The following is a 15,289-nucleotide window of genomic DNA, read 5'->3' as shown; positions in this document are numbered from 1 at the left end:
GCCAATTGCGTAATAGGATTGGCACCGGCTTCTGCAATATGGTATCCTGAAATCGAAACCGAGTAAAAATTCCTCACACCATGATTGATAAAATACTGCTGAACATCGCCCATCAACCTAAGGGAAAATTCCGTGGAGAAAATACAGGTATTCTGCGCCTGATCTTCTTTCAGAATATCTGCTTGCACTGTACCTCTCACTTTGGTAAGGGTATCTGCTTTGATTTTAGCATAAACTTCAGGTTCTAGCACCTGATCACCAGAAACTCCTAATAGCATCAAGCCCAAACCGTCATTCCCTTCTGGAACCGTAGCATTGTAAGTAGGCTTATCACTTCCTTTTTCTTTATAGATCTGGTCAATCTTGGTCTTAACTTCTTCCTCCAGTCCATTTTCCTTGATGTACAATTCACACTGCTGATCTATGGCCGCATTCATAAAAAATGCTGTCATTGTAGCCGCAGGACCATTAATAGTCATGGAAACTGATGTTTTTGGATCAGCCAAGTTGAATCCAGAGTAAAGTTTCTTGGCATCATCCAAACAACAGATATTCACTCCGGAATTACCAATTTTACCATAAATATCCGGCCTATAATCGGGATCCTCTCCGTAAAGTGTCACAGAGTCAAATGCCGTTGACAGCCTTTTGGCGGGCATTCCTTTGGATACATAATGGAACCTCTTGTTGGTTCGCTCTGGGCCACCTTCACCGGCAAACATCCTTGTAGGATCCTCTCCTTCTCTTTTGAAGGGGAACACTCCTGCAGTGTAAGGAAATTCTCCAGGGACATTTTCCGTCAATCCCCATTTCAGTAAATCGCCCCATGCTTCAAATCTCGGCAAGGAAACCTTGGATATCTTAGACTGGGATAGTGATGTAGTGTAGGTCTGAACTTTGATTTCTTTGTCTCTTACCTTGAAAACATAAAAATCATCTTTATATTTTTGAGCCTTCTCAGGCCATTCTTCAAGCCATTTTTTATTTTTAGGATCCAATTCCAACTCTACCTCTTCATAAACCTCTTGAAGTTCTTTCGTAAGGCGATCTTTGTCTTCTACTTGGATACTTTCAATTGCTTCAATTGATTTTTTAATGCTGTAGAGCTTTTGGGCAACCTCTCTTTGCTCAGACACCCATTTATCATAGCCTCTATTGCTCTCAGAAATCTCTGACAAATATCTGGTTCTCGCAGGAGGAATAATGTAAATTTTTTCAGACATTTCCTTTGTGACCTCAAAAGAAGACTGTAGGTCTGTTCCTGTCTTTTCTACCAATTTATGGATAATCGCCCTGTAAAGATTATTCATACCTGGATCGTTAAACTGCGAAGCAATCGTTCCAAAAACAGGTATATCCTCATCTTTGATATCCCATAGGTTATGGTTTCGTTTGTATTGTTTTTTCACATCACGAATAGCATCCTGAGCTCCTCGCTTGTCAAACTTATTGAGCGCAATGATATCCGCAAAATCTAACATATCAATTTTTTCCAGTTGTGTAGCAGCACCATATTCCGGTGTCATCACATAAAGGGACATGTCAGAATGCTCAATTATTTCTGTATCAGATTGTCCAATTCCTGAGGTTTCCAGGATTATCAAATCAAAAGAAGCTGCCTTCATTACATCCACAGCATCCTGCACATATTTGGACAGTGCCAAGTTAGATTGTCTGGTAGCCAAAGACCTCATATACACCCTTGGGTGATTGATCGCATTCATCCTGATTCGGTCACCCAAGAGGGCTCCCCCTGTTTTCCTTTTGGAAGGGTCTACTGAAATGATGGCGATATGCTTATCATCGAAGTCAGTCAAAAACCTTCTTACCAACTCATCTACCAAGGATGATTTCCCAGCCCCACCTGTACCAGTAATACCCAAAACAGGAGTTTTATTTTCCGCTGAAGCTTTTCTGATCGCATCCAGTAAGTCTTTACTATGTTCTGGATAATTTTCAGCTGCTGAAACCACCCTTGCAATGGTTTTTTTATCTGATTTGTCTAATGCCACCTCAGCCTTCACATCCTCACCCACAGGATAGTCCGCACTCTTAACCAAATCATTGATCATCCCTTGTAAACCCATTGATCTACCATCATCAGGAGAATAAATCCTCGTAATGCCGTAATCATGCAATTCTTGGATTTCTTCGGGAAGTATGGTACCACCACCCCCACCAAAAATCTTGATGTGTCCACAACCTTTTTCGTGCAAAAGGTCATGCATGTATTTGAAAAATTCAACGTGACCACCTTGGTAGGATGTAATTGCGATTGCCTGTACATCTTCCTGAATGGCACAATCCACTATTTCCTGAACAGATCGGTTGTGGCCCAGATGGATTACCTCACAGCCTGTGGCCTGAATAATCCTTCTCATGATATTGATAGCTGCATCATGACCATCAAATAGTGATGCGGCAGTAACTAACCTGATGTGATTTTTGGGTTTATAACTTTCTTGAGAATGGGACATGTATGTATTTGGGTTTTATATTGGAATCTCTTAAAGTAAAAGCAAAACGGACAAAGTTGTTCCAATTGTCATCTTTCTTTCACTGAACACTTTGCGAATATAGGAAAAAAGATAAAGTGTTCCTGAGTCTTTTTAGTATAATTCGGAATAATATTTTGATTGAATTGATTTTATTAATTTTTTCAGAATATTATGAAAGAAAAAGGGTTAAAATAAAAAAATATCTATCAGTAATTCATTGATTTTAAAAGCAAACTGATTTTCAGAGGTTTTGAATCTTAGGCTTTAAATTCAACCCCTATCGGGGTTGGTTGCAGAAATTAATACTTCAGGCCAAGCCTCCGGATTGTATCCGGGGTAAATAACCTTTGGTATTCATCCCCTCAGGGGATGATAATCAGGTATCAAACTTTCATCTAAACAACATCGGAAAATATAATTCTTAATAATCAATGACCTATGGATTTTGAGCATATTCATTTAAACCACACAAATAATTTGTTTGGGAAAATAGAAGAGCATTTAATGCAGTCAGATGTTAATCGCTTTTTTAGACTGACAAGAAAATAATGTCTTAGAAAAAGTTCGATCCTAACCAAACCCCGACAGGGGTTTAAAGTCTGAAGGGTATTTACCCCGAGTGAAACTCGGTGACAGGTTACCACAAAACTTCGCAAAACCCCAAACCCATAAAGCCTGCCTATTGGACATGCAGCGGGTGAATTAAAAACTTTTCCAAAGTGATTTTAATCATATTTTTTGGAACAAAATAGGCCGTACTTTACTTCTGAAAAGAATTTTCATGTTAAATTGATCAAATACTAAATTTCACTCAATGAAACTCTCCCTTTATCTAGGCAGCTATAAAAATGTCAAAGTATTTATTCACTGGACTTTCTCTATTTTACTCTTGTGGATCGTAATATCCAACTGGAGACAGGGTGTACCAGGTGAAGACATACTTTGGACTATCCTCTTTGTCCTTTTGCTATTTGGCTGTGTGGTACTCCATGAATTTGGACATTCATTAGCCGCTCAAAGATATGGTATTCAGACCAGAGATATTGTTTTGTACCCCATAGGAGGTGTTGCCCGGCTTGAAAAAATACCTGAAGATCCAAAGCAGGAGCTATGGGTTGCCATAGCAGGCCCTTTGGTCAATGTTTTTATTTTTATTGCACTTTCTCTGGTTTTGGTTTTTACCGGATACAATCTGGAAACCTTGGAAGAGTTCAAGATTTCCCCTTCAACTATTTTGATTTATCTTGCCTCGGCCAATTTAATACTTGCTTTGTTTAACCTTTTACCGGCCTTCCCCATGGATGGCGGAAGGATTCTGCGGGCTTTTTTAGCCATTAGACTTCCAAGAGCTAAAGCCACACAGATAGCAGGAGGAATAGGACAGTTCTTGGCCATATTTTTTATATTCTTTGGACTATTCAACAACCCTATTCTAGTTCTAATTGGCGTATTCATTTTCTTGGGAGCTTCAGCAGAGGTCAGCCATACCCGACAGGAAAGTTTCCTTAAAGGATACAAGGTCAAAGATGCCATCATGATGAAATTTCCGATTTTGGCATTCGATGCCCCGCTTTCCAAAGCAGTGGAAAAACTACTTAATTCTCAAGCCACGCACTTCGTAGTAGTCAAAGATGATGTAGCCGAGGGAACTCTTAGTCGAAATGAAATCATTAAAGGGCTGAAGGAAGGTGACGAAAATCTGACTATTGAACAAGTTGCCGACTTTTCTCCTTTAAAAATAGATACTGATCAGGATCTAGACGAAGTATGGAGGGAAATGCTGAGTAAAAATAAAAAAGTGGCATTTGTTATAGAAAACGGTCACTTTCTCGGAATTCTTGATCAGGAAAACATCTCTGAATTTATCATGGTCAAATCCGCTTTGGAAAGACAACCTTAAACTCTTATGCCACTCACAAATCACGAATCCAATTCAAAAGATTGGTATAGAAAATCCCCGGATGAAGCTCTCAAAGAACTCGAGTCCGGTAGGCAGGGCCTAAGTCTTATGGATGTTGAATCCCGCCTAAAAGAATTTGGAGAAAATAAACTTCCCGATAGAAGCAAAATCAGCCTTTTTAAGATTGTCCTTGGGCAAATAATAAATCCTTTGATTTTTATTCTGATCGCTGCTGGTGTCGCTTCTGTTCTGATTGGAGAGGCTAAAGATGCAGTATTTATACTTTTAGTTATACTGATTAACACAGTTATAGGAACTTATCAAGAATACAATGCAGAAAAAAGTGCGTCTAACCTTCAGAAACTCCTAAGGATTAAAACAAAAGTAATAAGGGAAGGAAAAACACTTGAGTTGGACTCCGAACAGTTGGTACCCGGAGACATTGTCTTACTTGAATCCGGAAATAAAGTCCCCGCAGACCTGAGACTCATTGAAGCAAATGGACTGGAAGTAGACGAAAGCCTTTTGACCGGAGAATCCCAATCTGTTAAAAAACATAAGGAGCCCATAGAAGCCAAAATTGAAGTAGCAGACAGGAAAAATATGGCCTATGCGGGAGCGACTGTCATGTCAGGCAGGGGAACTGGGCTGGTAACAGCTACAGCACTGCAAACAGAGGTGGGTAAAATTGCGCAAAATGTACAGCATGGTGAGTCTGCAAAGCCTCCTTTGATCCTGAGGATGGAGAAATTCACCAGGAACATTGCCAATATTGTGGTCGTATTGAGTGTGCTTCTAGCTATCCTTCTCAGCTATCAGGGAATGGATTGGAGCTCGGTATTCTTTTTTGTAGTCGCTTTGGCAGTTTCAGCTATTCCTGAAGGGCTTCCTGTTTCACTGACTGTGGCATTGGCCGTAGCAACCAGAAGAATGGCGAAAAGGAATGTTATTGTCAGGAAACTCACCTCCGTTGAAAGCCTTGGAAGCTGCACCGTTATCGCCAGTGACAAGACCGGTACGCTAACTGTCAATCAACAAACCGTCCGACAAATCATTACAGTGAATGCCGAAGAATTTGCTGTTTCAGGTGAAGGATATAACGGAGAAGGAAAAGTTTTTGAAAAGGAAAACCCGGAAAGAGTACTCAAACCTGGGAGTAGTGATTTTCTTGACAGAATCACCAGAACCGCCACCTTAGCAAATGAAGCAGAACTTAAAAAGACGGAAGCGGGCTGGGAGTTTTTTGGTGATGCCATGGATGTGGCACTTTTAGGCATGGCCTATAAAATGGAATGGAATCCCGATGTTATAACGGGACAATTTCCGAAACTAGACTTAATCCCCTATGAATCTGAAAGGAAATTTTCAGGGGCATTCTATGAGGTCGACGGTAAGACATTTTTCGGGTTAAAAGGTGCGGTTGAAACAATTCTTGAATTCTGTCAGCTTGATGATGGGGAGAAGGACAGGTTAATCGGCAAGGGAAACGAACTTGCCAAAGAGGGCTATAGGGTCCTCGGTTTTGCAGAAGGTGAAATCAATGAATTTGTAAAGAAAGATTATTATAGGGATGAGGACATTCCTAAACCGGAATTCCTTGGCCTTATCTGCTTCATAGACCCACTGAGAACAGAAGCGATCGATGCGGTCAAAAAGTGCAGGGAAGCGGGAATAGAAGTTATGATGATCACAGGAGATCATCCTGCAACAGCTTCTAACATTGCCAAAGAACTGGGACTTCGGGAAAAATCCAAAGAGGTGGTAACCGGTAAAATGCTTTCAGAAGCAGGAGATCCCAAAGGTGATAAATTTGCAGCATTAGTGGCTTCCACGACAGTTTTTGCGAGAGTTTCCCCTACTCAAAAACTGGAAATCGTAGATGCCCTGATCACCAACGGTGAGTTTGTGGCCGTTACAGGAGATGGGGTCAACGACGCCCCAGCCCTTAAAAGAGCCAATATTGGGGTAGCCATGGGTTCGGGTACAGATGTAGCCAAAGATGTAGGCGCTATGATTGTGGTGGACGATAATTTTTCCTCCATCGTAGCAGGTGTAGAAGAAGGTCGCTTTGCTTATGACAATGTGAGAAAAGTCATCTACCTACTGGTTTCTACAGGAGCAGCTGAGGTAATTATGTTTATCCTTTCTATTTTTGCAGGCCTCCCACTGCCTCTACTGGCTGTTCAACTCCTTTGGCTCAACCTAGTTACAAACGGAATTCAGGACAAGGCTCTGGCTTTTGAGAGCGGAGAAGCCGAAACCATGAAAAAAATGCCACGAAAGCCTACTGAAGGTATTTTCAACCGAATCATGTCGCAGCAGATTATTCTTTCAGGCTTACTGATAGGGTTCATTGCCTTTGGGTTTTGGTTTTACCTTCAAAACTATACCGATACAGATGAAGCGGCTGCTAGAAACATGGTGCTGTTGCTTATGGTTTTTATGCAAAACATCCATATTTTTAATTGCCGGTCAGAATTCAAGTCCACATTCAGAATCCCCATAAGCAAAAATTACCTTCTGGTTCTGTTTGTTTTTGCAGCACAGGGAATTCATATCCTGAGTATGCATATTCCCCTCATGCAGGATATTTTGAGGATTCAACCCATTTCCATTCAGCAATGGCTGGTAGTTCTTATACTTGCATTGCCTATCCTCATAGGAATGGAGATCTTTAAATTGGTGAGCCGTAAAATCAAACTTTCAAGCAAGCCCTAAATAACCCTTAAAATATGCCCCTTCATTTTCAAACCCCTGAAGCCGCCCTGGAATTGATCAAAAGTGGAGACAGGGTTTTTGTGCATGGAAGTGCTGCCACGCCTACTTTTTTATTGGAAAAACTGGCCCAAAGAAAAGAAGAATTACGGCAGGTAGAAATTGTTTCCATTTCCACTTTCGGAAAAATGCCTCTAATTGGTGAAGGTATGGAAGACAGCTTCTTTTTCAATTCCCTTTTTGTTTCACAAAATATACGAAATGCAGCCAACAGCCTCAATGGTGGGTATATCCCTATTTTTTTGAGTGAAATAGGCCAACTGTTTAAGAAAGAAATCCTTCCACTGGATGTGGCAATTGTGCATGTTTCACCTCCTGATGCCCATGGATATTGTTCCCTGGGTGTATCTGTGGATATTGCCAAGGCAGCCGTAGATGCTGCCAAAATCATCATTGCCCAGGTCAATGAAAACATGCCCCGTACTCATGGTGACGGGCATATTCATTTTAGTAAATTTAATGCAGCGGTCTTTATCAATGAATCACTGCATGAAATAGACTATGCTTCCAAGATTTCTCACTGTGAGATTCAGATTGGAGAATACATCGCCTCCCTGATCGATGACAGGTCCACACTTCAGTTGGGAATAGGCGCCATTCCTGATGCTGTATTGCAAAAATTAAGTGGTCATAAAGACTTGGGCATACATACCGAAATGTTTTCGAACGGCGTAATCAAATTATTGGAATCCGGAGCCATTACAAACAGGTACAAAAAGAAACATACCGGAAAGATCCTAACCAGCTTTGCAGTGGGCAATGCGGAACTATACAGCTTTATTCATGACAATCCCCTGTTTTCTTTTCAGGAAGCTTCTTATGTAAACGATTCAGCTGTGATCAGGAAAAACCCTAATATGGTGTCGATCAATTCATGTATTGAAATAGACCTGACCGGTCAGGTCTGTGCAGATTCCATCGGGAGCTTCCAATACTCCGGAGTAGGGGGACAAATGGACTTCATGCGCGGTGCTGCCTTGTCAGAAGGAGGCAAACCTATTCTTGCTTTGGGCTCTGTTACCAAGAAAGGTGAAAGCAAGATTGTACCTTTCCTCAGGGAAGGAGCCGGAGTAGTCACAACACGTGCACACGTACATTATGTGGTAACTGAATATGGAGTTGCCTATCTTTATGGAAAAAATCTCCGGCAAAGGGCTGAATCTCTCAGGGATATTGCCCATCCGGGTCATCGGGAAAGCCTTGACAGGGCGATTTTTGAGAGGTTTGGGAAAACAAAATATTGAGCCAAGAAAATGTTTAGGGATTTTTAATGGGTAAGTCAGCGCTTAAATAAAATAAGACCTCTGAGGAAAAAGTATATTAATATGCCAGCTTTATGATTTAATAAGGATAAACCATCCTCAGCTTAGTCATCCTTGGTTTAATAAGTGGAAATTTCTACTTTGATCAAAATTAGTTGAAATGGGGAAATTCAAATTCTTTTTGATTCAGATAAAAAACAGTGCGACTCACTATGTAATATGTTTAATAGTGCTCTTCTCTTTTCCACCTTTGGTCCAAGGTCAGGAATCACAAAATTATCTTGAAAAATTTAATAATGCTTTAGAACCATCAAGCTTTGAAATAACCTATTTAAGCCTTGACAGAAGTATCCTTTTAGAAAAGGATGTGATAAGTTTTCATGCAGTAACTGTTGATAACAAATCAAAGCGGATAGTACCTCAGAGCATTAACTTGAATATAGAACTGTTAACTCTGGATGGAGAAATCGTTGATTCAGGAATTTTTCGATTGGTAAATGGCATTACTCATGGTACGTTCCCTATCTCATTGACACCAGGAAGATATATTCTGATGGCATATACTGAGCGGACCCACGATCTAAGAAAAGCATTTTTTAAAGGTCTCTCGGTTGTGGATGAATCCGGTAACCTGAAGCCTAGCAAGCCGGGCATAAGTCTACAAGTTTTTCCTGAAGGAGGTCAGTTGGTCAATGACCTGAAAAATACACTTGTGATTATGGCAAATGAAACAAATGGCAACGGCCTGGAAATCACAGGGAAAATTACGGATGATGATGGCCTTGGTATTGGCTATTTTCAAACAGACACCTTTGGATTAGCAAAAATTCCTTTTGTGCCGAGGAAGGGAATATCCTATCAATTGGTGCCTGAGTCAATTAAAACCAGTGCATTTCCACTTCCAAAAAGTCAGGATTTTGGAACAACTTTACATCTACTGAATCTTTACAAAAGTGAAAAAGTAATTTTTGAAGTAACCTCCACGACATTGACAGAATATGACAGCCTTATTGTTTCAGTCTTCAGTGAAAAGTCCCTAAAGATTTTTGATACCCATCACTTTCCTGGTGATAAATTGACAGTTTCTATTCCATATGAGCTTTTGGATCAAGGTATTCATCAACTTGAAGTTATTGACTTGAATCACAATTTGATTGCTAAGAGGAAATTTTACGTGAAGCCCAAATTAAAGCCAATTGACCTAAAATTCACCTCAGACTCAAATTATATAGATCTTGGAATCAAGGAAGAAAAATCCAAAAGCGACGTTCCTTTTGGTGTCGTGAGTTTGACTGCTCAAGGTATCAGTAACGCAAATCTCGGTTTAGAAAAATACCTTTTTTTAAGGTCATTGTTAAAAAAAGACATAGCCATACTTAACCAGTCCCAAGACCTTCATTCGGATGAAGAACTTGAGTCTTTGGATAAGGTTATGATTACGCTCGACAGTACAACATTAGATCACAATTACGCAGAATTTCAACCAGAATCAATTCCAAAACCTGGCTTATTCTACCGCATAAAATTTTCCGATCAAAAATCCGGTGAACCAATGTCCAACACTCCCATCTCTTACTATAGCAATGTTTTGCCTTATTTTCTAGAAGAAGGAGTTACTGACGAAAATGGAATAGTCCTTTTACAGGGTTTAGACTTTTTTGACAGCGCTGATTTTATCTTTCAAAAGTTGGAAAGAAAATTCAAAGAATTTGAAATTGAACTTATTTCAGAAAATCTACCAAATAGAAAAGATGTATTGCCCGAATGGATTTACTTCCCAGGTCAAAAAGAAAAAACTACCGAAATTTTAACTCAGGCAGTAAAATCTAATCTTGCCAAAAATCAAAACGTGGATTATGAATTGGAGGAATTCACCATTACAATTGATAAAAAAGATTATGATGACAGGTACAAGATGCGCCAACTATTCGGAAAAGGAAAAATTAAAACTATAGACCCAAAACAGGCAAATCATTCGCATCCTTTGATGCTGACTCAAGACCTAGGGGTTACGGTAATACCAAATGGCACAGGAGGATACAGGGCTTTGGTTGCAGGAAGAAGTCCCACTATTTATTGGGATGGTGTTCCTCTGAAACCGGCTTCATTGATTAACAATTATACCTCGAAACAGGTGGAAGAAGTCGAGGTGCTTAGAGCTGGTGCCATTTTGTTTTACAGTAGGCCTCTCTACGAACCTTTGGAAGAAGGGAAAAAGAAACTGACTTTGCAGGGTTTTCAAAACAATCAAAATATCCAAGTAGCTGCATTTGGAGATTTCACCAAATTCCTGCCGATCAGCATGGAAGAAAAAAATACTGTGAGCTTTAACCTACCCAAACTCAACAATTGTCAGCTTGAATACCTAGGCATAGACAGTGACGGAAATATTGTTTTTTGGAAATCTAGAATAGATTGATTGTTTCAATGAAAAGCTTAAGATCAAATTAGCAATTCAATTTAGGCTTTTGTCTCTATTCCATGTATTTTTAACTTTTCCATTTAACTCAAAAACCAAATGAAAAAACTGTTTTTATCCTCTATCCTATTTTTGGCTTTTGGACTTTTTATCCAAGCTCAGACAATCAATTCTCCTGATGGAAATATTTCTTTGACTTTTGAAATAACAGAGGGAAAGGCAATTTACCATTTAAGCTACAAAGAAAAACCCGTCATAAAACCCAGCAGTCTTGGTTTTGAAATCAAAGACCAAGAGCCTCTTCAGGACGGTTTTGAAATAAGGGAAAGCAGTACAGACAACTTTGACGAAATTTGGGAAACAGTCTGGGGTGAAGAAAGCAAAATCAGAAATCAGTATAATGAACTTTTCGTCTCTTTACATCAGCCAAGCACCGAAAGAATACTGGATATACGGTTCCGACTTTTTGATACTGGCTTAGGCTTTAGGTATGAATTTCCCCTACAGGAAAAATTAGCGCATTTTGTCATCAAAGAAGAACTGACCCAATTTGCTATGGCAGGAGACCATACTGCTTTTTGGATACCCGGAGATTATGATACCCAAGAGTATGATTATACAGAATCCAAACTTTCAGAAATTAAAGGTTTAATGGAAAAAGCGGTCACGGGCAATCTCTCCCAACAGCCCTTCTCATTAACCGGTGTGCAGACTTCATTGATGATGAAAACTGATGACGGGCTTTACATCAACTTACATGAAGCGGCCCTGGTCGATTACGCCACCATGCACCTCAACCTTGATGATGAAAATTTCACCTTTCAATCCTGGCTCAATCCAGATGCTATTGGTGACAAAGGGTATTTGCAGGCACCTTCCACCTCGCCATGGAGGACTGTCATTGTATCTGATGACGCTAGGGATATTTTGGCTTCTAGGATTACCTACAACCTCAATGAGCCCTCCAAAATCGAAGATACCTCCTGGATCAAACCCATGAAATATATCGGGGTTTGGTGGGAGATGATTACAGGAAAAAGCTCTTGGGCTTATACAGATGAACTTCCCTCAGTGAAGCTGGGAGAAACAGACTACAGCAAAGTCAAGCCCAATGGTATTCACGGGGCCAATACAGAAAATGTGAAGCGATACATTGACTTTGCAGCTGAACATGGTTTTCAGGGAGTCTTGGTGGAAGGCTGGAATATAGGCTGGGAAGACTGGTTTGGAAACTCAAAGGATTACGTGTTTGATTTTGTGACCCCCTACCCTGATTTCGATCTGGAAGGAATCAGGGATTATGCCAAAAGCAAAGGAGTAGAAATGGTCATGCATCATGAAACTTCCTCCTCTGTCAGAAACTACGAAAGACACCTGGACAAAGCCTATCAGTTTATGAAGGACAACGGATATAACTCTGTCAAGTCTGGCTATGTAGGAGATATACTTCCCCGGGGAGAAAACCACTACTCACAGTGGATCGTCAACCATTACCAGCATGCCATAGAAAAAGCGGCTGATTACCAAATCATGGTCAATGCCCATGAGGCAGTCCGCCCGACAGGGGTGAGTAGAACTTGGCCAAACCTTATCGCAAATGAATCTGCAAGAGGAACCGAATTCCAGGCTTTTGGTGGAAGTAAGCCTAACCACGTTACCGTATTGCCTTTTACCAGATTGATCGGCGGGCCAATGGACTACACTCCCGGAGTATTTGAAATGGATATCAGCAAGGTCAACCCTGATAATAATTCTTGGGTCAACAGTACCCTGACCAATCAGCTGGCTTTGTATATCACCATGTATAGCCCGCTTCAAATGGCTGCTGACTTACCTGAAAATTATGAGCGTTTTATGGATGCATTCCAGTTTATCAAAGATGTGCCGGTAGCATGGGAAGAAAGTAGGTATTTGGAAGCAGAACCTGGTTACTACCTGACCATTGCCAGAAAAGAAAAGGGAACAAACAATTGGTTTGTGGGTAATGTAAATGGAGTGCCTGAAAGAACCTCTGAAATCAGTTTTGACTTCTTGGATTCGGGTAAAACTTACATCGCCACTATTTACGCAGATGACAAAAATGCCCATTACCGAAATAATCCTCAAGCCTATACCATCAGAAAAGCAATTGTTACTCAAAAATCCAAACTCAAGCAAAAGTCTGCTTCTGGTGGAGGCTATGCCATCAGTATTATGGAAGCGACCAAGGAGCAAACCAAAGGCATGAAAAAACTTTAAATAATTTACAAATGAAGAAACCACTTTCCTGGCTATCAGGGCTACTAATATTCCTGGTTTTTGCCTGTTCGGAAAAACCTGACACACAAGAAACCTCCTCAAGCGAGTTTGATGAACCCTTCAGACCCCAATTCCATTTCTCACCTCCAAGCAACTGGATGAACGACCCCAATGGAATGGTTTATTGGGAAGGGGAATACCACCTTTTTTACCAATACCACCCGGATGGAAACACCTGGGGTCCCATGCACTGGGGGCACGCTATTTCGGAAGACTTGGTACACTGGGAACATCAGCCTATTGCCCTTTTCCCGGATGAACATGGTACTATTTTTTCCGGATCTGCAGTAGCAGACATTAAGAATACATCTGGGCTGGGGACAGAGGAAAATCCTCCATTGGTTGCCATTTTCACTTATCACGACGCCGAGGGAGAAAAAGCAGGCAGGGATGATTTTCAGACACAGGGTATCGCGTTCAGCACTGACAAAGGAAGAACCTGGACTAAGTACGAAGGAAACCCGGTTCTCACAAGTCCAGGTATCAAAGATTTTAGAGATCCCAAAGTAGCCTGGATTGATGGTCAGTGGATCATGTCCTTAGCGGTTAAGGACCGCATCAGTTTCTACTCCTCTCCCAACCTCTTGGATTGGACCCATGAAAGTGATTTTGCACCGGAATGGGCTGCTTACGGCGGTGTATGGGAGTGTCCTGATTTGTTTCCGCTTAAGACTCCAGATGGAGAAGAAAAATGGATCCTCTTTGTAAGCATCAACCCCGGAGGACCGCAGGGAGGCTCTGCTACACAATATTTTATCGGAGATTTCGATGGAAAAAAATTCACTACAGAAACCAAGGAAGTGATGTGGTTGGATTGGGGCGCAGACAATTATGCCGGGGTAACCTGGTCCAATGTGCCCGAGTCTGATGGGAGAAGGCTTTTTATTGGTTGGATGAGCAATTGGCAGTATGCTGAAGTAGTGCCTACAGAAAACTGGAGATCAGCGATGACCATACCGAGAAGTTTGGAATTATTTAAGGATGGGGAATTCTATGCCTTGGCTTCCAAACCCGTCAAGGAACTCAACAAACTCAGGTCAGCATCAAAAAACATTTCAGGATCAGAAGCTGATTTAACCCATGAATTGCTGGAATTGGAGTTTGCAGTTACGGGGGAAGATTTCAGGATTGAATTCCAAAATGAAGAAAATGAACGTTTGATTTTGGAAAAATCAGGTGAGTATATTGTATTGGACAGAGGGCTATCTGGTATTACTGATTTCAAGGCTGATTTTGCAAATACACAGACTGCCCCTGTTGGAAATATTCAGGCCAAGAATCTACGCCTATTCATTGACCGGTCATCTATTGAGGTTTTTATCAATGACGGTGAATTGGCACTTACAGCTTTGATTTTCCCTAACAGTCATTATAACAAAATTCAAATTCAGGGATTGGGAAATGGAAAAGTGCATCACTTGAAGGGGATTTGGTAATTGAAAGGAAATATTTCACGCAGCGAAGTTTTTTCTTTCCGATTCTAAATATCTAGTTATATTTTATGGAAGTCTATGATAAAGCTACTTTTTTTCTTGACAAAAAAAGTAGCCAAAAAAGTCAAGATGGCGGAATCCTATCCACGCACAAGGCCACCGCTGGCCTCCCGTAAAAACGGGACCATCACTCCTCCCCTCATCTCTCCATATAAAACATGTTATGAGTTTAAGGTTTGGAAAAACCCGCTCTCTTGCACTCAATCGGGTATACACAAAAAATCAAAAAGAATATTCCATAATCTTGACCAAATTCATTAAACTTGGATTTGGTCATTTTATTTTCAAATAACAATGGCAAAGAATATTAAAAGTGTTATTCTAAATTTAGCCTAACATTCAACTCCATATCCATTTGTATCAAATATCGATAAATATCGAAATCATCAATTTCAACAATACCGAATTATATTTGAATTCTATTTCCTAAATATCGATACGCCAAATATTCATACCTCCAAAGCCATGAACCAAAATAAAAACTACGTTTTATTCCTTTCTATTACTGCTGCCTTGGGAGGATTTCTCTTTGGTTTTGACACAGCTGTGATTTCAGGTGCAGAAAGAGATATTCAAAAACTCTGGAACCTCAGTGATTGGACCCATGGACTCGCAGTTGCCATGGCCTTGTACGGTACAGTGAT

Annotated in this window: 7 protein-coding genes and 1 pseudogene; 7 read left to right on the top strand and 1 reads right to left on the bottom strand. The window is 40.6% G+C overall.

Translation table 11 applies throughout. The annotated features are described in order from the left end of the window. The coding region (locus EA341_RS01195; RefSeq protein ID WP_293010851.1) for a methylmalonyl-CoA mutase family protein at positions 1-2,477 on the bottom strand (2,477 nt) is incomplete at its 3' end. A gap of 835 nt (positions 2,478-3,312) precedes the next feature. On the opposite strand from EA341_RS01195, the gene EA341_RS01190 reads away from it, so the two are divergent. The 7 genes and pseudogenes from EA341_RS01190 to EA341_RS01160 form a co-directional block, all read left to right on the top strand. Then, positions 3,313-4,398 carry a site-2 protease family protein gene (locus EA341_RS01190; RefSeq protein WP_293010850.1) on the top strand — a complete coding sequence of 362 codons (1,086 nt, stop codon included), beginning with the start codon at positions 3,313-3,315 and terminating at the stop codon, positions 4,396-4,398. Positions 4,399-4,404: 6 nt separating this feature from the next. Beyond that, on the top strand, positions 4,405-7,116 hold the full coding sequence (locus EA341_RS01185) for an HAD-IC family P-type ATPase (protein WP_293010849.1): 2,712 nt from the start codon (positions 4,405-4,407) through the stop codon (positions 7,114-7,116). A 14-nt stretch (positions 7,117-7,130) separates the two neighbouring features. Further along, the gene (locus EA341_RS01180; protein WP_293010848.1) at positions 7,131-8,417 is read left to right on the top strand and encodes an acetyl-CoA hydrolase/transferase C-terminal domain-containing protein; all 1,287 of its coding nucleotides are present in this window, start codon (positions 7,131-7,133) and stop codon (positions 8,415-8,417) included. 178 nt (positions 8,418-8,595) lie between these two features. Next, on the top strand, positions 8,596-10,854 hold the full coding sequence (locus EA341_RS01175; protein WP_293010847.1) for a hypothetical protein: 2,259 nt from the start codon (positions 8,596-8,598) through the stop codon (positions 10,852-10,854). A gap of 99 nt (positions 10,855-10,953) precedes the next feature. Beyond that, complete coding sequence (locus EA341_RS01170; RefSeq protein ID WP_293010846.1) at positions 10,954-13,092, top strand: glycoside hydrolase family 97 protein; 2,139 nt, start codon at positions 10,954-10,956, stop codon at positions 13,090-13,092. 11 nt (positions 13,093-13,103) lie between these two features. Next, positions 13,104-14,588, top strand: a complete 1,485-nt coding sequence (locus tag EA341_RS01165; RefSeq protein ID WP_293010845.1) for a glycoside hydrolase family 32 protein — start codon at positions 13,104-13,106, stop codon at positions 14,586-14,588. A 522-nt stretch (positions 14,589-15,110) separates the two neighbouring features. After that, positions 15,111-15,289 (top strand): annotated as a pseudogene (locus EA341_RS01160) (MFS transporter); the annotation flags it as partial.

Origin of the sequence: Mongoliibacter sp., assembly GCF_007692705.1 — a bacterium.
GTDB lineage: Bacteria > Bacteroidota > Bacteroidia > Cytophagales > Cyclobacteriaceae > Mongoliibacter.
This window is presented reverse-complemented; position numbering and strand designations above follow the sequence as displayed.